Source organism: Aquidulcibacter sp. (genome assembly GCF_020253525.1).
In the GTDB taxonomy this organism is placed as follows: Bacteria; Pseudomonadota; Alphaproteobacteria; order Caulobacterales; family Aquidulcibacteraceae; genus Aquidulcibacter.
Genome location: NZ_JADCBK010000118.1, coordinates 1 through 21,749, shown reverse-complemented (window position 1 = coordinate 21,749; position 21,749 = coordinate 1). Strand labels below are relative to the sequence as shown.

At 56.6% G+C, this 21,749-nt stretch carries 20 protein-coding genes; 6 read left to right on the top strand and 14 right to left on the bottom strand.

Features of this window, described 5'->3' with window-relative positions; all coding sequences use genetic code 11:
• Positions 1 to 83 precede the first annotated feature (83 nt).
• From ilvC to IOB61_RS13280, 8 genes are all read right to left on the bottom strand, one after another.
• Positions 84 to 1,103, bottom strand: coding sequence for a ketol-acid reductoisomerase (gene ilvC / locus IOB61_RS13315; protein ID WP_290817603.1), 1,020 nt, complete (start codon positions 1,101 to 1,103; stop codon positions 84 to 86).
• A 135-nt stretch (positions 1,104 to 1,238) separates the two neighbouring features.
• Positions 1,239 to 2,030, bottom strand: a complete 792-nt coding sequence (locus tag IOB61_RS13310) for a nuclear transport factor 2 family protein (protein ID WP_290817601.1) — start codon at positions 2,028 to 2,030, stop codon at positions 1,239 to 1,241.
• 11 nt (positions 2,031 to 2,041) lie between these two features.
• Positions 2,042 to 2,707, bottom strand: a complete 666-nt coding sequence (locus IOB61_RS13305) for a hypothetical protein (RefSeq protein WP_290817598.1) — start codon at positions 2,705 to 2,707, stop codon at positions 2,042 to 2,044.
• Between the two features lie 72 nt (positions 2,708 to 2,779).
• Entirely contained in the window at positions 2,780 to 3,322 is a 543-nt protein-coding gene (gene ilvN, locus IOB61_RS13300; RefSeq protein WP_290817595.1) for an acetolactate synthase small subunit, read from the bottom strand.
• 33 nt (positions 3,323 to 3,355) lie between these two features.
• Positions 3,356 to 3,706, bottom strand: a complete 351-nt coding sequence (locus tag IOB61_RS13295) for a nuclear transport factor 2 family protein (RefSeq protein WP_290817592.1) — start codon at positions 3,704 to 3,706, stop codon at positions 3,356 to 3,358.
• Complete coding sequence (locus tag IOB61_RS13290; RefSeq protein WP_290817587.1) at positions 3,703 to 4,056, bottom strand: type II toxin-antitoxin system PemK/MazF family toxin; 354 nt, start codon at positions 4,054 to 4,056, stop codon at positions 3,703 to 3,705. Before IOB61_RS13290 ends, IOB61_RS13295 begins: the two co-directional genes overlap by 4 nt.
• Positions 4,049 to 4,384 carry an AbrB/MazE/SpoVT family DNA-binding domain-containing protein gene (locus tag IOB61_RS13285; RefSeq protein ID WP_290817584.1) on the bottom strand — a complete coding sequence of 112 codons (336 nt, stop codon included), beginning with the start codon at positions 4,382 to 4,384 and terminating at the stop codon, positions 4,049 to 4,051. Before IOB61_RS13285 ends, IOB61_RS13290 begins: the two co-directional genes overlap by 8 nt.
• Positions 4,385 to 5,095: 711 nt before the next feature.
• On the bottom strand, positions 5,096 to 6,892 hold the full coding sequence (locus tag IOB61_RS13280; RefSeq protein ID WP_290817581.1) for an acetolactate synthase 3 large subunit: 1,797 nt from the start codon (positions 6,890 to 6,892) through the stop codon (positions 5,096 to 5,098).
• A 404-nt stretch (positions 6,893 to 7,296) separates the two neighbouring features.
• Here IOB61_RS13280 and IOB61_RS13275 point away from each other — a divergent pair, with 404 nt between their 5' ends.
• The 3 genes from IOB61_RS13275 to purB all read left to right on the top strand — a co-directional run bounded on the left by IOB61_RS13275 (position 7,297) and on the right by purB (position 11,649).
• Complete coding sequence (locus tag IOB61_RS13275) at positions 7,297 to 8,718, top strand: MFS transporter (protein WP_290817578.1); 1,422 nt, start codon at positions 7,297 to 7,299, stop codon at positions 8,716 to 8,718.
• Between the two features lie 121 nt (positions 8,719 to 8,839).
• Complete coding sequence (locus tag IOB61_RS13270) at positions 8,840 to 10,255, top strand: MFS transporter (protein WP_290817575.1); 1,416 nt, start codon at positions 8,840 to 8,842, stop codon at positions 10,253 to 10,255.
• A gap of 77 nt (positions 10,256 to 10,332) precedes the next feature.
• The gene (purB, locus tag IOB61_RS13265) at positions 10,333 to 11,649 is read left to right on the top strand and encodes an adenylosuccinate lyase (protein ID WP_290817572.1); all 1,317 of its coding nucleotides are present in this window, start codon (positions 10,333 to 10,335) and stop codon (positions 11,647 to 11,649) included.
• On the opposite strand, the gene IOB61_RS13260 is transcribed toward purB, so the two are convergent.
• On the bottom strand, positions 11,646 to 12,107 hold the full coding sequence (locus IOB61_RS13260; protein ID WP_290817569.1) for a PaaI family thioesterase: 462 nt from the start codon (positions 12,105 to 12,107) through the stop codon (positions 11,646 to 11,648). The genes purB and IOB61_RS13260 overlap by 4 nt on opposite strands.
• Entirely contained in the window at positions 12,104 to 12,580 is a 477-nt protein-coding gene (locus IOB61_RS13255; RefSeq protein ID WP_290817566.1) for a PaaI family thioesterase, read from the bottom strand. The genes IOB61_RS13260 and IOB61_RS13255 overlap by 4 nt, the downstream gene beginning before the upstream one ends.
• A 78-nt stretch (positions 12,581 to 12,658) precedes the next feature.
• On the opposite strand from IOB61_RS13255, the gene IOB61_RS13250 reads away from it, so the two are divergent.
• Positions 12,659 to 14,506, top strand: coding sequence for a DUF4153 domain-containing protein (locus tag IOB61_RS13250; RefSeq protein WP_290817563.1), 1,848 nt, complete (start codon positions 12,659 to 12,661; stop codon positions 14,504 to 14,506).
• Positions 14,507 to 14,550: 44 nt separating this feature from the next.
• Entirely contained in the window at positions 14,551 to 15,936 is a 1,386-nt protein-coding gene (fumC, locus tag IOB61_RS13245; protein ID WP_290817560.1) for a class II fumarate hydratase, read from the top strand.
• Positions 15,937 to 15,957: 21 nt separating this feature from the next.
• Here the strand turns inward: fumC and IOB61_RS13240 are convergent, their stop codons facing one another.
• The 4 genes from IOB61_RS13240 to IOB61_RS13225 all read right to left on the bottom strand — a co-directional run bounded on the left by IOB61_RS13240 (position 15,958) and on the right by IOB61_RS13225 (position 20,733).
• Complete coding sequence (locus IOB61_RS13240; protein WP_290817558.1) at positions 15,958 to 17,748, bottom strand: DUF885 family protein; 1,791 nt, start codon at positions 17,746 to 17,748, stop codon at positions 15,958 to 15,960.
• Positions 17,749 to 17,775: 27 nt separating this feature from the next.
• The gene (locus IOB61_RS13235) at positions 17,776 to 18,825 is read right to left on the bottom strand and encodes an RluA family pseudouridine synthase (RefSeq protein ID WP_290817554.1); all 1,050 of its coding nucleotides are present in this window, start codon (positions 18,823 to 18,825) and stop codon (positions 17,776 to 17,778) included.
• An 11-nt stretch (positions 18,826 to 18,836) separates the two neighbouring features.
• Positions 18,837 to 20,213 (bottom strand): M28 family peptidase, encoded by a 1,377-nt coding sequence (locus IOB61_RS13230; protein WP_290817551.1) that lies wholly within the window; start codon positions 20,211 to 20,213, stop codon positions 18,837 to 18,839.
• Positions 20,214 to 20,367: 154 nt separating this feature from the next.
• Positions 20,368 to 20,733, bottom strand: coding sequence for a DUF2306 domain-containing protein (locus tag IOB61_RS13225; protein ID WP_290817548.1), 366 nt, complete (start codon positions 20,731 to 20,733; stop codon positions 20,368 to 20,370).
• A gap of 329 nt (positions 20,734 to 21,062) precedes the next feature.
• On the opposite strand from IOB61_RS13225, the gene IOB61_RS13220 reads away from it, so the two are divergent.
• Positions 21,063 to 21,749 (top strand): LytTR family transcriptional regulator DNA-binding domain-containing protein (locus IOB61_RS13220; protein WP_290817545.1); only part of this gene is annotated, 687 nt, incomplete at its 3' end.

Genomic DNA, 21,749 nt, shown 5'->3' with positions numbered 1-21,749 from the left:
TTATCGACCATTTTGTTTTTGCCGATCCCACCGGTCGCATTCGCGACCGGCGTGTTTTCAATAGTTTTGGATCGGCAAATCGGTTAGTTTTTCGCCTTATCGACCATTTTGTTTTTGCCGATCCAGGGCATCATGGCGCGCAGGCGGGCACCGACGGCTTCGATTTGATGCTCATCGCCCAAGCGGCGGGTAGCTTTGAAGAAAGGTGCGCCGGCTTTGTTTTCCAGCATCCAGTCACGGGCAAAGCCACCATTCTGGATATGCTCGAGCACGCGCTTCATTTCAGCCTTGGTTTCTGGCGTGATGATGCGCGGACCGGTGACATATTCGCCATATTCGGCGGTGTTGGAGATGGAGTAATTCATGTTAGCGATGCCGCCTTCATAGATCAGGTCCACGATCAGCTTCACTTCGTGCAAGCACTCAAAATACGCCATTTCAGGCGCATAGCCTGCTTCCACCAAGGTTTCGAAGCCCGCGCGGATCAATTCCACCAAGCCACCGCACAAAACAGCCTGCTCGCCGAACAAATCGGTCTCGCATTCTTCGCGGAAATTGGTTTCGATAATGCCCGAACGACCACCGCCGACGGCCGAGGCATAGGCCAAAGCGAAATCAAGGGCCTTGCCGCTTTCATTATGCTGTACCGCCACAAGGCAAGGCACGCCGCCGCCCTTTTGATATTCGCTGCGCACCGTGTGGCCCGGGCCCTTTGGCGCAACCATCACCACATCAACACCCTTCGGCGGCTGGATCAGGCCGAAGTGAACCGAAAAGCCGTGCGCAAACATCAGGGTTTGACCTGGCTTGATATAGGGCGCGATTTCAGTTGCATAAAGTTCTGGCTGGATCTCGTCGGGCGTCACGATCATCAAAGCATCTGCCTTTTGGGCGGCTTCTGCGACGGTGACGACTTTCAGGCCTGCCGCTTCGGCCTTGGCTGCGGAGGCAGAACCTGCCTTCAAAGCAACCCAGACGTTCTTCACGCCGGAATCCTTCATGTTCAACGCATGGGCGTGGCCTTGGCTGCCATAGCCAACCACCGCGACAATCTTGTCCTTGATCAGGCCAAGGTCACAGTCAGCGTCATAGAACACGCGCATTTTTTCTCTCCAGATTGAAATTGTAGCGGCACAATAGTGCAGGCCAAGTTGAATTTGCCCCGGGTTAAGAGCGTTTTTTTGCGTCGAGGTCAATCGAAGCCATCAGCATATGCGCGTTCGATCTCAGCTAAGTCCTCAGTTCCGTGGCGTTGATGCCGGTGGGCGGGGTGCCACACTGGGTGGCTTGCGCGGTAGAGGCCCCGGTGCAGCAGCCGCTTGTGGGCCAGCGCGACCAGCGGCCAGCTCGGTGACAATCAACCACCCCCCCGCTTCGCGCCGCCAAACGGTAACATAACGCCCAAGGCTGAGCTGATTATCCCCGCGCCGGATCACATAGCGCCCCCAAGATGAACCAGAGCCACCGGCGGCCATCGCACTCTCTGGGCTGCGTTCGAGGGTCACATCGGCGGGGAATGTCCCAAAGCGAGCTTGCGCGCCCGCAGCCCCCGCTGGAGACGAGCCGGACGCATCATGCAACACGCCCTCAGCCGACATCATGGCTTCATAGGCTTTAAGTGGCCCATTCGCGACGAGATTGGCTGCAAAGGCGCGATCAATCGTCAGCAATTCTTCGCTTTCATCGACGGGCTTTGCCGTTTCAGCTGCTTCAGTTGGCAAAGCCTGGACGGCCCGCAAGCCTTCGGGCGAGGCAAGGGCTGCATCTGCTGTCGCCTTAGCCGCTGCCAAGTTCTGAGCTTCTTCCTCTGGCGAGAGGGGGGCGGTGGTTTCAGTGCTTGGAGAGGCAGCGGCAGCAGCAGGTGCGGCCAGAGGGGGCGCGCGCCATTCAGCCTTTGGCGCTGGCTTTGGCTTTGCCGGCGCTTTGGTCTGATTTGTGGCCTTTTTGCTTGTCTGCGCCTGTGCGGCAGGCAGCCCGAAGGTGCAAGCAAGGATGAGGGACCCGATTATGGCACCAGCCATGCGTCTCATATGCCCCTCCCCTAGTTTGGTTTGTTCGCAGGCTTGGGCGCAAAGCCTGCTTGCGGCGCGATCAAGCCTTCAACGGGCAAAGCGCCGGGCAGGAAGGCAAATCTTTTGGCGAAAGCGGCCAAGAGAGGCTGCACCCGTTCATCGTCATAGCGGGTTGAGACACAGCGTTCCCGCTTAGGCGCGCGCACCTCGATCACTGCCGTTGCTTGGCCTGCGCGGGCCAAGGTCTCGATGGTGCGCTTCAACTCGCCCCAAATCTTAGCGTCCTCAAACGCATAAACGAGGCTTGCCGCATCAGTCACATCCAAAGTTCCACTGGCGCGACTGATGGCCTTGCCATCCCAACGCACCATCTCATAGCGCCCGGGCACATCTTCTGGCGTGCGAAAGGTAATGGAAATGCTTTCTGCGCTAGCAGGCCGCAAAACCGAAATCCGATAAGCCGCCTTATCATTGGCCGCCTTGGTAAAGGGCGTGTCGATCCCCATGGCTTTCAGAATGGCCGGATCAGCCAATTCGCCATTTACAGGGCTGTCGCACAAGCGCATGCGTGGGTCGCCATCAACACCCAAAAATAGGGCCTTTTGTTCAGGCTCTCGCTGGCCCACCAGAAAAATGGTTAGCCCCAAAGCCGCAGCAATCGCCAGCATGATGAGATATCTCAGAGAGCTTTTCATCTATCCATCCAAACGTGAACTTTGGGCCAAAACATGGCCGATTCCCGAACCAAAGCGCTTTGATGCCGGGCCTTAAATCACATCCCGACCCCGGCGTATGGTGGCAACGCCAGTGCGCGAGACTTCAACAAGGCCAAGTGGGCGCATCAAATCGATGAAATCATCCAGCTTTTTTGAGGAGCCAGTCAATTCAAAAGTAAAATAGTTCAAACCTGCATCCATGATCCGGCACTTAAAGGCGTCGGCCAAGCGCATGGCTTCCACCCGCACATCGCCCGTGCCAGCTACTTTGATCAAAGCGAGTTCGCGCGAGACTGCGTCGCTATCGCCATAAAAGTCAATCACGCGCTTAACCGGGACCAATCGGCCAAGTTGGGCGCGGATCTGGGTCAAGACGCTAGGCGTTCCTGAAGTGACGATCGTAATGCGCGAAGTATGGGCCTCATGATCGGTCTCGGCCACCGTCAAGCTTTCGATATTATAGCCGCGCGCCGAAAACAGGCCGACGACGCGGGCAAGGACCCCCGGCTCGTTGGTGACGATTACGGCCAATGTCGTGCGAATGATCGGGCTTTCGCCTTCTGGAATGAAATAAGCGGAACCGGGTTGGGTCATGGATAGGTCTCGACTGGCTGTGTTCTGATTGCTTTAGCGGTCATAGAGGACGCGTGCAAACGCCACTTGCCCTTGTTCGTTCAATTCCATCAGTTCGGTTGCCGTCGCCCCGGTTTCATCTTGATAGATCAAGGCCAAGCCTTGCCGATCTTGGCAGATAGTGAGTAGGCTAAAGTGCAAGTGCGGCCGGATTTGAAACGCAAAACTGAAATAGGGGCGCAATTCTTCCCGACGGGTAAAATGCGTCTTTTCGCCTTTGGTGCGGATCGCAACTTTGGGCGAATGAAACACCACATCCTCCGCATAATGGGAGAGGATTTTCTCCAAGTCGTGCGCATTCCAATCGGCGATCCAAGTGGCCGCAAACAGGGCGGGATCGGTCATCCGCGTCCTTTGCCCAGCGAAACTGGCTCGTTAAGGAGGCGATCCAGCAAAAGTCCCACGTCGCGTAGGGTCGACGCGGACACGCGGTCCAGCACCCGAAACCCGCGCGTAGCGCGGTCGAGAGATTTAACTTGATCGACCAGCAAATAACCTGCAATCCGTCCGCCAGCTGGCAACGCCAATTTGAAAGGCCACAGGCTAGGGTTTGAGGTAATTGGCACCACAATCGCGGTCGAGCTAACCTCATGATAGGCCTGGGGCGTCAGCACGAGGGCTGGGCGAAAGCCCGCTTGTTCTCGCCCTTGGCTGCCTTTGAGGTCGACCATAACGATGTCGCCGCGTTCAAGCATGCTTTGCGCTTTGCACGTGGTTGTTCCAAGCTGCAGCCAGATCGTCCAGATCCATCTCCAGCACATTTGCGGGGGCCACCCAGCCATCGTCAATGGTTTCTGTGCCCTGCGCCTCACCAAAACCTGCCAATTCGGGTGCCGCATAGTTGCGCGCTTGCGCAATCAGAACGTCCAATGACGGAATGGCTTCCTCCGGCACAACATGGCCCACCAATTGGCCATTTTCATTGGCAAACCGGATTCTTGACCCTGGCTTGATCCCAAACATGTCCCGTAAGGCTTTGGGTATCACCACTTGGCCCTTGGTAGAGACCAAACCATCGCTCATGCGCCGTTTCCTTCATTTTGCCGGGTAATACTAAAGTAAAACTGATCAATTGTCATGGCCTTTATGAACGGTCGCTTGGCTTTGACGACCTATGTCCCCTCCCCGTCTAGTTCGTCGTCATCGGGATACCAGCTCTCTCGTCCAGAACCATGGATGGGAACCGGGGTGCGTGGAACGGGAAAAAGAGCGCCCATCCACACAATCAAAATCATCCAAGTGGAAACGGGTACCGCTACCAAATACGAGAATTTCGTCAGGATCAATGGCGGCTCCTTGGGTTCTAATTGGCTGTGCCTGCAGAAGCTTTTTGTCTCGAACAGAGCATGCTGGCATTTTTATTCCCAACTCTGCAAGTGGATTCGTATCTACCAAACTCGGGCTGGACTCCACCATCCTTGCGGCGATCAACACCGCTGCGTCTGCCCGCAAACTTACCCGCAGCGCATTTTTGGCCCAAGCGGCGCGCAATGAGATTATGGGGCGGTAGCTTCGGCTGCAGGGATTTGTCTGGGAACGGCTTTTACCACTTCAATCGCGTCAAGGGACGCTTCGCTTTTGCCCTTGACCCGATTGAACTGGCGACCGTCACATAAGACGCCGCGCCTGCTTCTGGCAGTCAAGGCCAAAGAGCGAAGCGCACCTTGCCGACCGAAAGAAGACGATCTCACACGGGTTCAGCGCTTTGCGGGCAGCATGATGGCGGATTTCCCCCTACACCAACTGCCGCCCCTTCTCGTCAATGGCGGTGCCAAGGTCTTGGCCATCGTCGCCCAAGAGCATTTCATTATGTGCCGCACCCGATGGGATCATGGGGAAGCAGTTTTCGTCCTTGGTGACGCGGCAGTCAAAGATCACCGGGCCATCATAGTCGATCATTTCTTGGATGGCGGCATCAAGATTGGCAGGATCTTCGCAGCGTATCCCCTTGGCCCCAAAGGCTTCGGCGAGCTTCACAAAATCGGGCAGGGAGTGGGAATAGCTTTGCGAATAGCGTTCACCATGCAGCAATTGCTGCCACTGGCGCACCATGCCCATCCATTCATTATTCAGGATGAAGATTTTGATGGGCAAGCCATATTGGACCGCACAGCTCATTTCTTGCATGCACATTTGGATACTGGCTTCGCCCGCAATATCGATCACCAAGCCGTCCCTATGGGCCATTTGCACGCCAATGGCGGCTGGCAGGCCATAGCCCATGGTGCCGAGGCCGCCTGAAGTCATCCAGCGGTTAGGCTCTTCAAAGCGATAGAATTGGGCGGCCCACATCTGGTGCTGGCCCACTTCGGTGGTGATGAAGGTCTTGCGATCCTTGGTCAGTTCATAGAGGCGTTCAACCGCATATTGGGGTTTAATCACCTCACCGCTTTGGCGATAGGCAAAGCCTTTGCGCGCGCGCCAGGTTTCAATCTGGGCGTTCCAAGCAGCAAGATCGGCACGCTTGCCAACACGCGCCTGCCATTGCGCCAAAAGGGCGGCAATCGCTTTGCCCGCATCGGCCACAATGCCAATATCCACCCGCACATTTTTATTGATGCTGGAAGGATCAATATCGACATGGATTTTCTTGGAATTGGGCGAAAAAGCGTCCAAACGCCCGGTCACGCGGTCATCAAAGCGTGCGCCTAAACAGATCATGACATCACAATCATGCATGGCCATATTGGCCTCATAGGCCCCATGCATGCCCAACATACCAAGCCATTGGGGGTCGCTGGCTGGGAAGCTGCCCAAGCCCATCAAGGTTGAGGTGACCGGGAAGCCCGTTGCCGCTGCCAATTGGCGCAAGAGTTTAGAGGCTTCTGGCCCCGCATTAATCACACCACCGCCGGTATAGAAGATGGGCTTTTTGGCCGAGGCCATCAGCTCTACCGCCTTTTCAATCGCCACAAGGTCCGGGTTCGTAGGCGGGCGATAATTGGGCGAGAGATCATTCGGCTTGCCGCGATAAATCGTCTTTTTGAACTGAACATCCTTTGGAATATCGATCAAAACAGGGCCCGGACGGCCCGTGGTCGCCACTTGAAACGCCTCATGCACGATCCGCTCTAAATCATTGACGTCCTTGACCAGATAATTGTGCTTGGTGGCCGAGCGCGTGATGCCCGTGGTATCGCATTCCTGAAACGCGTCAGAACCGATCAAATGCGAGGGTACTTGGCCGGTGATGCACACCAAGGGGATGGAATCCATCAAAGCATCAACCAAAGCCGTCACCGCATTGGTGGCCCCGGGGCCGGAGGTCACCAGAACAACACCGCATTTGCCCGTTGAGCGTGCATAGCCCTCGGCGGCATGGCCTGCCCCTTGTTCATGGCGCACCAGCACATGGTGGATCTGCTCTTGCTGATACAGCGCATCATAGATCGGCAAGACCGCCCCGCCGGGATAGCCAAAAATCGTCTCCACGCCCTGCTCTTGCATGGCCCGCACCAGAATTTCGGCACCTGTCATTTCAATCGGTTCAGGCTTTGTCATCGTGCTGGTCTCAATTTCTGTGTCGTACATGGGGCGGACTTCCAAGTTTTTGTGCTTATGGCGGTTTTCTGGGCATGAAAAAAGGGGCTTGGTGAGCCCCTTGTGTTGCAACGCCGCGATTTGGTGAGAGGACTATCCCTCACCAAGCCGCGGCATTCTAACGAGTACAAGTGCGACGTTGCGCATGATGGAGTTTCCTCAAACTTCTACGAAAGGCATAAACATGCGCCACGCCTTGGTCAAGCAAAATTTCTTGGAATTTAATTCCGTCGCTTACCGAAAAATTGGATTTTAAATCCAAATACAGCAGAAATACACACAAAACCGTGTTCTGCCCATTTCAGTTGTTTGCAAGCGGACAAGTTTGGTTAAGCTGAACCCTAAATCAAAGTGCTTGAATCAATCCAGCACAAAAAGAAAAACGGGGAGATGTGATGTCAGATCAACGCGAAGCCGTGGGCGCGTGGGGCCCAAAGGCAGATTCCGAGGCGACCGTCGGCGCACCCCCCCAATTGAGTGCAGCCTATATCCGCTATGCCCTGTGGATGTTGTTGATCATCTATATCCTCAATTTTCTCGATCGCAGCATTGTTGGCATTCTGGCCGAAGAAATCCGGCGCGAATTGGTGCTGGATGACTGGCAGATCGGCATTATGACGGGCCTTGCCTTTGCTTTCTTCTATACGGTCTTGGGCATTCCCATCGCCCGTTTGGCCGACCGCAGCGACCGGGTTAAGATCATCTCGATTTCGTTAGCGGTGTGGAGCGGCTTTACCGCTTTATGCGGTTTGGCCCAGAACTTCACCCAAATGCTTTTGGGCCGCATTGGCGTTGGCATTGGTGAAGCAGGGTGTACGCCCGCAGCCCATTCCCTGATTTCCGACTATGTGCCGGCTGACCGGCGCGCCCGCGCCATTGCCTTTTATGGCCTTGGAGTACCCGCTGGCAGTTTGTTAGGGGCTGTCCTCGGCGGTGTGATTGCCGATATTTGGGGCTGGCGAACGGCCTTTTTGGTCGCTGGCCTGCCCGGCGTCGCCCTCGCCTTTGTGGCGTGGTACACGTTGAAGGAACCGCGCCGCACCTTGGGCTTTCCAACGCATGCGACAACAGGGGAAGGCAGTGTGTGGTCAACCCTCAAGGCGCTACTCAAATCGCGTGCCTATGTGTTTGTCACACTCGCCTCAGCCAGCGCGGCCTTTGTCAGCTATGGCCAAGGCGTCTTCACGCCCGCTTTTTTCCAGCGCATTCATGGCATGAGTGCAGGCGAAGTGGGCATTTGGCTTGGGATTTCCTCGGGCGTGGGTGGATTGATCGGTACTTGGCTCGGTGGCTATTTCGCTGACAAATATGGGGCCAAGAACCCCGCCGCCTTCCTTTATGTTCCCGCCATCGGGATGGCGATTGCAAGTGTGACCTTCACGCCGGGCTATTTGTCAGCCTCCTGGCAGACGGCTTTGGTGCTGATCTGGATCCCTGGTGTTTTGAACTCGCTGTGGTACGGGCCTGCTTTTGCGACGGTTCAAAGGGTGGTGCCGCCAAACCAGCGGGCGATGGCGGTAGCCATCACTTTGTTTGTGGTCAATTTGGTAGGCCTTGGCGTCGGGCCTTTATTTGCAGGTGTTTTGTCGGATGCTTTGCGCAATCTGATGTTTGATGGCAGCGCCTTGGGCATTGCAGACTTTGCCACAGCTTGCGGTAAAGCCGCCGCCACGGCGGGCGAAGCCGCCTGTGTGGTCGCGCGCCAAGAGGGCTTGCGCTGGAGCTTGATCATCGCTTGCCACCTTGGTTTGATGAGTGCGGTGCTGTTCTGGCTTGGCGGACGGGCCCTGTTGCCCGCCAAGGTGACAACATCTTGATGAAGCCCACCCTCGACCATGCAAATAAATCGCGCCATGGCATTGCTTTTTTCCACGTCGGCCCGATGGTAGGCCGATAAGAAAGGCAAGCGTTAGACCTGCCTATAAGGGGAACGACCGGATGGACAAACCTTCAGACACGATCATCGGCTCTGGAACGACAGGCTCACCTGCGGCCTTAAGCCCAAGTTATGTGCGCTATGCCCTGTGGATGCTGTTAATCATCTACACGCTTAACTTTGTCGACCGCCAGATTGTCGCGATTTTGGCAGAGCCGATCAAGAAGGATCTCGGCCTTACCGACAGTCAATTGGGCCTTTTGGGCGGCCTTGCCTTTGCGTTCTTCTACACCTTCCTTGGCATACCAATCGCGCGTTACGCAGAGCGGGGAAACCGCGTCCGGATTATCTCGGTCGCTGTGGTGGTCTGGAGTGGCTTTACGGCTCTTTCTGGAGCAGCCCACAATTTCACCCAATTATTGCTGGCCCGGATCGGTGTAGGTGTCGGGGAAGCAGGCTGTACGCCCCCTGCCCACTCCTTGATCTCTGACTATGTCGGACCTGAAAAGCGGGCATCGGCCTTGGCCTTTTATTCTTTGGGTGTCCCCATCGGATCGGCCCTTGGCTTTATCGTTGGGGCCTTGATTGCGCAGCAGTTTGGCTGGCGGGCAGCCTTCTTCGCAGTGGGCCTGCCCGGCGTTGTTTTGGGTATCATTGCTTGGGTTACGCTGAAAGAGCCGCGCAATTTAGGTCTTGTTGCCCAGCCGAAAGCGGGCAGCGCGCCCAGTTTCGGGGATGCCCTAAAGGAATTGCGTAAGAGAAAGTCCTATTGGTATGCCGTCTTTGCCGCGACCACGATTTCCTTCCTCGGTTATGGCCACGCGTATTTCCTACCATCCTTCTTGACCCGTGTGCATGAAATGGGCCTGGCAGAGCGCGGGGCAGCCATGGCAGTTATGACCTTGGTCTCTGGGGTTGTTGGCACCTTGATCGGCGGCATGTTGGCCGACCGGGCCGCCAAGAAAGACACCCGCGCCTATATGACGGTCCCGCTGATTGCCTTCGTTATTGGCATTCCCTTCTTCTGGATGGCGATGTTTGCTGAGACGGCGATGATGGCGATTATCTTCTTAGCAATCCCGACCTTGCTGAACTCGCTGTGGTACGGGCCCGTTTATGCTGCGGTTCAAAGCCTCGTTCAGCCGCGCACGCGGGCAACGGCGGTGGCGATCATGCTGTTCGTCGTCAATATGATCGGACTTGGCGCCGGACCCACCGCGATTGGCTTCTTCTCGGACATTTTTGCCAATCAGCATTTTGCCACATTGGGGGCAAGTGCCGACTATGCCGTCTTCTGCGCGAAGGGGGCGGCAACAGCAGCCGATGCTATGTGCGCGGCAGCCCAAGCCGAAGGCATTCGTTGGTCGCTTTTGGCAACCTCCTCTGTGGGCGTTCTGGTCATCTTCTTCTTCTGGATGGGCCGGAAAACCATTGTGAAAGACCTTGCAGATACGGCGGCAGAAGCAAAGGCCGCTTGACCTGAGAGGCAACAGCCTCGAAACAGGGCCGCCGAGCACCCTCGGCGGCCTTTTTCCTGCATGATGGACTGCTACCAATGATCCCCCGCTATGCCCGCCCTGAAATGATCGCCATCTGGGACGCCCAAACCCGTTTCAAAATCTGGTTTGAGATTGAAGCCCATGCCGCCGATGCGCTGGCAGAGCTTGGCGTGATCCCGAAGGAAGCCGCCAAGACCATTTGGGATAAGGCCGGCAATGCCGTGTTTGATGTCGCGCGCATTGATGCGATTGAAGCCGAGACCAAGCATGATGTGATCGCTTTCTTGACCCATTTGGCCGAGATTGTGGGCCCTGACGCCCGCTTCGTCCACCAAGGCATGACGAGCTCTGACGTGCTCGACACCTGCCTTGCGGTGCAACTGGCCCGCGCCAGTGACTTGTTGATTGCAGGCGTTGACCGGGTATTAGCCGCCCTTGAGACGCGGGCGAAAGAGCATAAGCACAGCGTGCGCATTGGGCGCAGCCACGGCATCCATGCAGAGCCCACTACATTTGGTGTCACGCTGGCTGGCTTCCATGCCGAGTTTCAGCGCGCCAAAGCCCGCTTGGTTGCGGCCAAGGCTGAAATCGCGACCTGTGCGATCTCAGGTGCCGTCGGCACATTTGCCCAAATCGACCCACGCGTGGAAGCCCATGTTGCTGCCCAAATGGGCCTAGCGATTGAGCCCGTCTCCACCCAAGTCATCCCGCGCGACCGCCATGCCGCTTTCTTCTGCGCGCTAGCTGTTGTCGCCTCCTCCATCGAGCGCTTGGCAACTGAAATCCGCCATATGCAACGCACCGAAGTGCTGGAGGCTGAAGAATTCTTCTCGCCCGGGCAAAAGGGCTCTTCGGCGATGCCGCATAAGCGTAACCCCGTTTTGACGGAGAATTTGACGGGCCTTGCGCGCCTCGTCCGTTCAGCCGCTGTGCCTGCCCTTGAAAATGTGGCGCTGTGGCATGAGCGCGATATCTCCCACTCCAGTGTCGAACGCGGCATTGGCCCAGACGCCACGATCCACTTGGACTTTGCGCTACATCGCCTTGCAGGTGTGGTTGAAAAGCTTCTGATCTATCCAGAGCGGATGAAGGCCAATCTCGATTTGCTGGGTGGGCTTCACAATTCCCAACGCGTGCTTTTGGCGCTGACCCAAGCCGGGGCGAGCCGCGAGGATTCCTATAAGATGGTCCAAGCCAATGCGATGGCCGTGTGGTCGATGCCTAGCCCGCGGCCTGCAACCGCCTTGCTCGACCGGCTATTGGCCGACAGCGAGGTCACAAACCTCTTGACGCCCGATCATATCAAGAGCCTGTTCGACGACAGCCACCATTTCGCCCAAGTCGACACGATCTTTGCGCGGGTATTTGGCTAGGCTTTAGTCTCGCCCTCACCCTGATCACTATTGAGCAAGAAATGACCGTGCAAAGCCGCAATCGGGTCTGCGCGGTCAAACTGCCAAGCCTCAACCCGCACATTGGCAATGCGGCGGCCGAGCTTGGTTACATGGGCGCGGGCATAGGTGTCCACCGGCCTTCCAGAGCGTAGATAATCAATAGATATGTCAATCACTTTGGGGATTTTCTTACCACCTTGTGCTAAGAAAATTTGCGCCACCGCGGTTAGTTCCATCAAGGCCCCAACCACCCCGCCATGTAAGGCAGGCAGCATGGGATTGCCGATCAAATCATCCTTGAAGGGCAGAATAGCGGTCAGCTCATCGCCTTTGAGTTCCAATTGAACCCCTAAGAATTTGGCATAGGGCACGGCCTGAAACATGGCGCTGAGTTCGCTTAAATTCACACGCGTGGGGGTGGCGGGTGCATCACTCATTTCGGTGGCCTCCGATTCTTTCCCATGCGACCCGAAGTGCCCATCATAAAGGCCGCTTGGGCAGCGGCCACTGGATCGGTTTCATCTGCGCCATCAAAGGCAAAGGCGCGCACAAAGGCCACGGTCTTGGTCATGCGATAGCAATGGGCTTCAGCACGAATGGTCGCGCCCTTCTTGGCAGGCCGCATATAATCGATACGCAGGTCGAGCGTGGCCGTCGACATCGGCTCGCTCAGCGCCGCAAAGGCTGCAACCCCGCACGTATTATCTAAAAGGGTCGTCACCACGCCTGACGCGATGACGCCAGTCTCTGGGTCACCCACCAAATCCTCGCGCCAATCCACTTCAACGACAGCGCGGGCTTCGGTGATGGAGACAACGCGCATGCCCAAAGCACGTGCTTGCGGCGTGCCTTGGATCATCATGGCCCCGGCCGTGGCCATTCTTTGCCAAAGAGGTGTGTCATCACTCATGAGGCTACCTTAATTGGGTGCGCTGGATTTGGAAACGTGGCAAGACAGGCCACATGCCCGCCTGATGGAGTGATACGGATGATTGCCAAAAGCCAACCCCTTCCTGAACGCGCGGCTCTATTCTTGCGCCTTGGTGTCGGCCTCGTCTTCGGGCTATGTGTAGCCTTCCTTGTGGCCGATGAGGTGAGCCGCAGTGCCGAAACCTATTTGAAGCAGTTTTGGCGGGAAGTCATCGCGCAGACCTTAACATTGGTGGCCTTTATCCTTTGGGCCGGGGCGGCCGTGATGCGGCGGGTAAGTCTTGCCATCTGGGCAGCACTGGCTGGGGCTGCGCTTTGCTTCATGCTTTGGCATATGCGGATTTATTCGGGCGCGAGCAACGCGGGCGAATTGCCCTCCATCCTGATCCTCTTGGCGCTTACCTTCATTGCCAATGAATTGGTGTCGACAGCCGATCAAGCCGGTAAGCCCTTTGCGCCTTATGAGCTTTATTTCGATGAGGCGTGGAAGCGCGGCGTTCAACTGATCCTGGCCATTGGTTTTACGCTGTTGTTCTGGGGGATTTTGCTTTTGGGTGCGGCCCTCTTGGGCTTTATCGGCTTTAAATGGCTCGAAGACTTATTGAGGAATGAGTATTTTGCATTCCCCATCACAGGCCTTGCCTTCGCAAGCGCGGTGCATTTAGGCGACATCCAGCCCAAGCTTCTGGCCAATGTTCGTGGCCTTGCCTTGGGCGTATTGGCGTGGCTTTTGCCCGTCATCACCCTGATTGGGGCGATCTTTGCCGTCAGTCTCGCCTTTAGCGGCTTACAGCCCTTGTGGGATACAAAGGCGGCAACCGCCACGCTTTTAAGCGCGTGCATCGGCTTTGTTGTCTTGATCAATGCGGCCTTTCAGCAAGGCGAGACCGACCGCAAAGTCCAGGTGGTTTTGCAATGGTGCGTGCGGCTGGCCGCACTCCTTTTATTGGTTTTTGCTATCTTGGCCGCTTGGAGCTTGGGCCTGCGGATCAACCAATATGGCCTCACGATTGATCGCACCTTGGCGGGCATGGTGGTGGTGATCGCTTTGGCCTATGGCTTGGGTTATAGCGCCGCCGTTTTCTGGCGTGGGCCATGGATGGAGCTTCTAAAGCCACTCAATATCGGCTTGGCCGTGTTCAAATGTGTTGTCTTCGTGGCGATCCTAACCCCACTTGCCTCCCCTGCCCGTTTAAGCGTCGATAATCAGGTCAAACGCCTCACGTCGGGCCTCGTAAAGCCTGAAAAGTTTGATTGGTGGTTCCTGCGCTATGATGCGGGGACTTATGGCACAAAAGCGCTAGACCAGCTTACCCAATCGCCAGATGCGGCACTTGCTAAAATGGCAGCGAAGGCCAAAGCCAATCTGCTTGGCGAACGCCGTCACTTTCTGGAAGATAGCGAAACGGCAGAGAAAAACCGCCCAGATCTCTCGGCACTCGAAGTGGTCATGCCTAAGGGCGCAAGCCTGCCTGCCAGTTTTGTGGCGCAGCGGTTTGACGGCGAAACAACCCCATTTGTGCCTGACTGTCTGGTGACCAAACCAATCAAGGACGAGCCGACCTGTAAAGCGGCCCTGCTCGACCTAGACGCCGACACCAAACCAGAAGTCATCATCCTCAGCACGTCTGGAAGCATCACTGGATTTAAGCAGAAAGACGAGACGTGGGATGTGTTGCGCACCGAAAGTGCGGCCAATAGTGAGGATATCGCCAAAAGCCTTGAAACGGGTGATATTCGGGTGGTCGAACCGCGCTTCAAAGATGTGATGATTGGTGAGGTTAGGGTCCGGTTCCAGCTTTACGAGCGTCCGCCCAATATCATCATCGACATGAATGCGGTGCCACCCCAGCCTGCCAAAGCCAAATCTGCAGAGCCCGCAGCACAAGCCCCTTCAAAGCCATAGCTAACAGCTTTATGCACGGGCGAAAGAATTGAGGAGAGGCCCCCATGAGCACGCGCACCGAAACCGATACGTTTGGACCCATTGAAGTCGCATCAGACCGCTATTGGGGTGCGCAGGCAGAACGCTCGCTGGGCAATTTCAAGATTGGGTGGGAAAAGCAACCCTTGTCCATCGTCAAAGCGCTCGGCATCGTCAAACAAGCCGCAGCCTTGGCCAATATGAAGCTGGGCAAAATGGATAAGGACTTGGGCGAAGTCATCATTAAGGCAGCCCAAGAGGTGATTGATGGCAAGCTGAATGACCATTTCCCTCTGGTGGTCTGGCAGACGGGCTCTGGCACCCAATCCAATATGAATGCCAATGAAGTCATCTCGAACCGGGCCATTGAGATGCTGGGCGGCGAGATGGGCTCGAAAAAGCCCGTCCACCCCAATGACCATGTGAATATGAGCCAAAGCTCAAACGACACCTTCCCCACCGCGATGCACATCGCCTGTGCGGTTGAAGTTACCCACCACCTCTTGCCCGCTTTGACGCATTTGCACGCCGCGCTTGATGCCAAGGCCAAAGCGTGGGCCGACATTATCAAGATCGGCCGCACCCACACCCAAGATGCAACCCCGGTCACCTTGGGTCAGGAGTTTTCGGGCTATGCCAAGCAGATTGAAAATGGCATTGCGCGCATCCGCCAAACCCTGCCTGCCTTGATGGAATTGGCCCAAGGCGGCACCGCCGTAGGCACGGGCCTTGCCTCTCCCGTTGGCTTTGCCGAAGCTGTGGCACAAGAGATTGCGGGCCTGACAGGCCTGCCCTTTACCAGCGCACCCAATAAGTTTGAGGCTTTGGCCGCCCATGACGCTATGGTCTTCACCCATGGTGCCATCACGACCGTGGCGATGAGCTGCTTTAAGATCGCCAATGATATCCGCTTCTTAGGCTCTGGCCCGCGTGCCGGCTTGGGCGAATTGGCCCTGCCAGAGAATGAACCCGGCAGCTCCATCATGCCGGGCAAAGTCAACCCGACCCAGTGCGAAGCCCTGACCCAAGTCTGCGCCCATATTCTGGGTAATAATGCCGCCATCGCTTTTGCCGGCAGCCAAGGCCATTTCGAGCTCAATGTGTTTAACCCGATGATGGCCTATAATTTCCTGCAATCGGTCCAGCTTTTGGGCGATGCCGCTGTCAGCTTCACCGATAATTGCGTTGTGGGGATTGAACCGCGCCTCGACAACATCGCCAAGGGCCTCGCCAATTCCTTGATGCTGGTGACGCCTTTGAAGGAAAAATACGGCTATGATCTGGCCGCCAAAGTCGCCAAGACCGCGCACAAGAACGGCACCACCCTGCGCGAGGAAGCCATTGCTCTGGGGATCAGCGGCGAAGACTTCGACGCCATCGTCCGCCCTGAACTAATGATCGCCCCGGGGTGAGGTGAGTCGAGGCCTTTAGCCCTACACCCACGCCTCAACCAATTCCTTCAAGATATCCAAGGGCACAAAGCCGCTGCCCAAGACGATGTCGTGGAATTTCTTGATGTCATAGCGGCTGCCGAGGCGGCGCTGGGCGTCGGCGCGCAGGCGCAAAATCTCCATCTGGCCAATCATATAGGCCGTCGCTTGGCCGGGCATCACGATATAGCGGTTGATGTCGCGCGTGGCACTTTCTAGGTCGCCTGGCTGATTGGCAAGGATATAGGCAATGGCCTGCTCTTTCGGCCAGCGCTTGGCATGCAGGCCCGTATCGACCACCAAGCGAATAGCACGGCGGAGTTCGAGAACTTGTCGACCAAAGTCGGAATAAGGGTCTTGATAAAAGCCCATATCCTTGCCCAAACGCTCTGAATAAAGGCCCCAGCCTTCCGAATAAGCGGTAAAGCTCGAGAATTTGCGGAAGCGGGGCAAGCCCTGCAATTCTTGCGCAATCGCAATCTGCATATGATGGCCGGGCAGACCTTCATGATAGGCCAAGGCTTCCATCTGATAGGTCGGGATCGCTTTCACATTGAACGTGTTCACATAATAATAGCCGGGCCGCTTGCCGTCGGCTGAGGGCCGCGAATAAAACGCCAGACCGGCTGAGGCTTCCCGGAAGGGCTCCACCGCACGAACTTCCAAAGGTGCCTTTGGCATCAGATTAAAGGCGGTCGGCAAACGGTCGCGCATCGTGTCGATAATGGCTGTGGCTTTGGCGACATAAGAGGCCTTGCCTTCTGGCGTGTCGGCCACAAAGAAGCGCGGATCGGTCTCCATAACGTCAAAGAAAGCATCGCGCGTGCCGGTAAAGCCCACTTTGCGCATGATCCCAGCCATCTCGCCATGAATGCGTGCCACCGCCTCCAAGCCCAATTGATGGATTTCGTTCGCCGTCAGGCGGGTGGTGGTTTGGGTGGCCAAACGCTCGGCATAATAGGCCTCCCCATCGGGCAGTGCCCAAACGCCATCGGTGGTACGCGCGGTCGCCTGCTGCTTGGTCATTTCGGCAATGATGGCCTCATAAGCGGGCTTGACCTTGTTTAGCAATGCCGCGCGGGCTTGGGCTTTCAGGCGCTCCTTTGTGGCGGCATCGAGGCTGGTTTTGTCAATCTTGCCTTTGATATCGCTCCAGAAAACAGAATCCTTGCCTGTCTCGGTAAAAGGTGCCCCCGCAAGGAGATTGGTGCAGTTGGACAGCACCAAGGCAAATAAATGACGCGGTGGGGTAATCCCTCTGGCAGCCGAAGCGGCAGAACGGGCCAACAGACCACCGACTTTTTCCGGCATGGTCTCAAGGCGCGCGATATAGGCCTGTGCATCCTCTAAATTAGCGACCGTATGATTATTGGCCAAGAAAGTCGGGATGCCAGATTGGGCACCATTGTGCTGATCAAACACATAGGCATGGCCCCGGTAAGGCGCATTGGCCTGTGCATTTTGCGTCAGCTTATCAAACAAGCGCACACTTAAAGCATCGGTCGGGTTGAGCTTGAGGGTGGCGGCAAGGGCTTTGACTTCCTGATTGGTTTTGACCTGCAAGGCGAGGTTTTGGGCCGCATAGGCGTCAGACTCATCATTCCAGCGGTCCTGCCCACGCTTATCGCCCAGGCTTGTTGCCCGCTCAGGATTGCGTACCAAAGTCTGGTCAAAATAGCTTTCAAACAAGGCATTTAAGGGGGCAGAAGCCTCTTGCGCTTGGGCGGGGATCGACAGACCCGCAAGGCCCATAGACGCGGTTCCGGTAGCTAATAGGGTGCGGCGCGAGATCATGGTTAGGGCCTTTCTAGAAAGCAAAATCTATAGGTCGGATAGGGCAGCGCGCAATGCCAAGAGATCCTCTGGCAACTCGCTTTGAAAGCTCATCCGCTCGCTGGTAGCTGGATGGGTAAAGGCCAAGGTTTCCGCATGCAGCGCTTGGCGCTTTAAGCGCACCGCTTCTGGCAAAGCGGTATTAAGGGCACGGGCCGCTTTGGTATCGCCATAGACCTGATCGCCGATCAAAGGCATGCCAATATGGGCCATATGAACGCGGATTTGATGGGTACGCCCTGTCTCGAGCACACACACCATCTCTGTTGCCGCCGCACCCGGATTGCCTTGCAGGCCGATACCAAAGCGCTTGACGATCTCATAATTGGTCGCGGCATTTTTCCCGGCAGCAACTGTGTCTGCCACGACCGCCATGCGCTTACGGTCGCGCGGGTCACGGGCAAGCCGCGCATCCACCCGCCCGGTCTTGCCCCAAGGCGACTTAGGCTGGCCCACACCAAAGGCCCGATAGCGGCGCGAGATGGTGCGGTCTTGGAATTGCCGCCCCAGCGAGGCCAAAGCAAACTCACTTTTGCACACGACCATCACGCCAGACGTATCCATGTCTAGGCGGTGAACGATACCGGGCCTGCCGGTTGCCCCCACGACTTTCAGGCTATCGCCCGCATGCCACAGGACGGCATTGACCAAAGTCCCCGTCCAATTGCCCGGGGCCGGATGAACCGACAGGCCTGCAGGCTTATCGACCACCAACACATGGGCATCCTCATAAAGGATCGACAGCGGGATGTTTTCAGCCTGCGGCTCGGCAGGTTCAGGCGGCGGAACTTCAATGCGATAATGGGTGCCGGCCTTCACCTTGGCCGAGACATTCATCTCTTTAACGCCATCGCGATACACCCGCGCCGCTTCAATCAAATGCTTGATGCGCGAGCGGGAAAGGGCCGGAAAGGCCTCGGATAAGAATTTATCCAAGCGCTCGCCCGCAGCCTCGGGCGAGACGACGACCTCCTGCAGGCTCGGCGCAACGTCGGGGGCCTCTAAGGCCTCAAGATCGGCAAACTCATCATCTTCCATGCGGGTGATGACTATTGCGCCCGGAAATCAAGTGTCGTCCAAGCCGCAAACCACGCTGTCACAGCATAGACGGCCACATTTTGGCGCACGGATTCGGGGTCAATATTTTCCAAAATGTCATCTGGCGTATGGTGGATGGAAAAATATTTGCTGGCATCTTGCTGCAAATCCATCACCGGCACGCCCAAGGGCCGCAAGGTGGAAATATCTGATTGGCCGCGCGCATTGTCTGTCCCACGGGCAACGCCCAAGGGCGCAAGCGCCTTAGCAATGGCTTCCTTGATAGGCCCCGTCCCCGCACCAAAGCCGAAATCAGCTTGATAAACTTTCCCATCGCCAGAATCTGATTCAGCGGCAAAGACATAGGAATCGGCTTTGCCTTTGATGGCTTGCGCATGGGCGGCAGCACCTATCAAGCCCACTTCTTCGGCCCCATACCAAATCATCCGGATGGAGCGCTTGGGCGGGCCTGCGATCTCGCGCACAATTTTGGCAGCGGCGGTTACCATCCCACAGCCCACCGCATCATCCAATGCACCCGTCCCAAGGTCCCAAGAATCCAAATGGCAGGCCAGTACCACATACTCATCTGGCCGTTCCGTCCCCCGCATCTCCGCAATCACATTGCCAGATTGGGCGGCGGGTTGAACCTTGGTTTGCACCAGCATGCGCACTTGGGTCGGCCCTTTTTCCAACACGCGACCCAATTGATTGGCGTCAGCATTGGCTAGGATCAACACCGGCAATTTGCTTTGCTGCCCGCGTGCCCCTTGGCCGACATGGACTTCCCGCTCTGAGGTTCCAGCTGAGCGGATCAAACAGCCAATTGCGCCTAAATCAGCCGCCACCGAAGAACATTCCCGCCGCTTCACCACAGCCTTGCCATAGCCGCTGCCATCTTGGGTCACGGGCATGACATCATCGACAAAGGCAATCTTGCCCGCCAAAGAGCCCGGGGCTGCTGCCCGTAAAGCGGCCATGTCGGCAAACCGAACCACCTCGCCGACCAACCCCTCAGGCGGCGTTGAGGGAGAGCCACCGGTTGCATGGGCCTCAAGGCGTTGGCGATTAGGCCCCAGAATGGTTGCGCTTTCAACCACACGCTCCCACGCGGTCAGGGGGAAGGTCTCGATCCGCGCATCGGTAAAGCCTTCCTTCGTCAAGCGTGCCACTGCCCAAGCCCGCGCCCGGGCTTCAGCTTCAGTTCCCGCAAGGCGCGGCCCCACATCGGTGGTCAAGTCACGGGTAATGGCATAGGCACGATCATCTTTCAGTGCCGCTTCAATCAAGGCCTTGGCGGGTGGGGTCGGTATTGGGGTTTGTGCCCCGGCCAGCGTTGGCAACACCGCCACTATAGCTGCAACAAGCCCCGTGCGAACTCTGCCCATCCTTGGCCCCTTCTTTTCTGGCCATCATCGTAGTCGTGACCGTGGATAGGACGCAAGCCCATTTACCGCCGAGGCCAAGTTGCAAAGCCAAAGGCCAGACAATCGGGCAAGATTGATTTGGCCAGTCGGGCTATGTGCAATCACATCGCGAAACCTATCCAAAAATGAGGGCATAGAAAGTACGACCGGGAATAAAGGTCATGAGCCCAGCTAAGCACAGGCCAAAATAAAGGCCGCGCATCGTTTTCAAATGGCCTTCCACATTGCCTTGGCGGATGTACCAAATGGCGCGCGGCAAGCTATAAAGTGTCCAAATCGACAGGATATGGATTGGGCCAAACTGGCCCAGCATGGGGGCAAAGCTTTTCATGAAAAAGCTGGAGAGTGCTGTGGTCAGCATGGTCACGGCCCAGACCCGGCCCAGCATCTTATGGCCCAAAGTCCCCTTGGGTCCGAACAAGACGACGGCACCCAGAACCAAAGAATTTGTCGCTCCGCCGACATGAATCAGAGTGACCAAGGGGAGTCTTGTGAAGACATGCCAATCTGGCGCATGCGGTATAAAATTCTGGCTCAAAATATACGACCAAACGTTCGGTCCAAAAAATGAAAGGGCGAAGGCCACAATGCCAATGGCAAACACATGCCCCAGCAGGGGCTGGGCTATGGCAAGTAATTTCCCAAGCGGTCTGGGTGTGGCACGCCCGAGTTGGGTATGTTTGGGGGAGGAAATATCTGTCATCAGCTTAAACTCCAAATCGTGTCACAAGCTCTTTGCGAGCGACGCAGGCTTTGGTTAGAAGGAGCTTTGGGTGCCTGCACGCGCCATTACGTGGAGAAACTGGCTTTATGCGCGAAACACCAAGCCCTGTTATTCACGAAGCGCCAAACACCAGTTGGACGCACCTGTTTGTCAGTGCAGAAAGCCGGCGCGGCTATATCATCAGTGTGGCGCTGGGTAGCCTCTTGGCGGTATCTGGTGCTTTTGAAACCCAAGATCTACCGCTTTGGGCGCGCTTTGCTTATTGGTTGCCGGTCATGTTGGCGGGTGCCTTTATCGGTGGGCTGATCAGTTGGAAACTGGTCGCGATTGAACGTTGGGCCCGCTCACCTTTCTTAAGTTGGGCGATTGTGACGGTGTTCGTCGCCATTCCTATGACCGTCATCGTGTGGGCGGTTACCGGGCTCGCGTTTCAAGGACACATGCAACTAGCGCACCTACCCTTCTTCTTCCCTACCGTGACGCTGGTCTCGGCCTTTATGTCAGGTATCTTGACCTTCACCAATCAGGCTCCACGCGAAACCCATGGCGCGCCCTCGCCCCAGAATGCCGACGACGCCCCGATCCCGGTTCGCTTCCGAGAGCGCCTGCCGATCACGCTGCGGGGGGCGGAAATCTACGCCGTTTCCAGCGAAGATCATTATTTGCGCATTCATAGTTCGCGCGGCACCGATCTTATCCTGATGCGCCTAAGCGATGCTATTGGCGAGCTTGAAGGCATTGAGGGCGCGCAAGTCCATCGCTCTTGGTGGGTG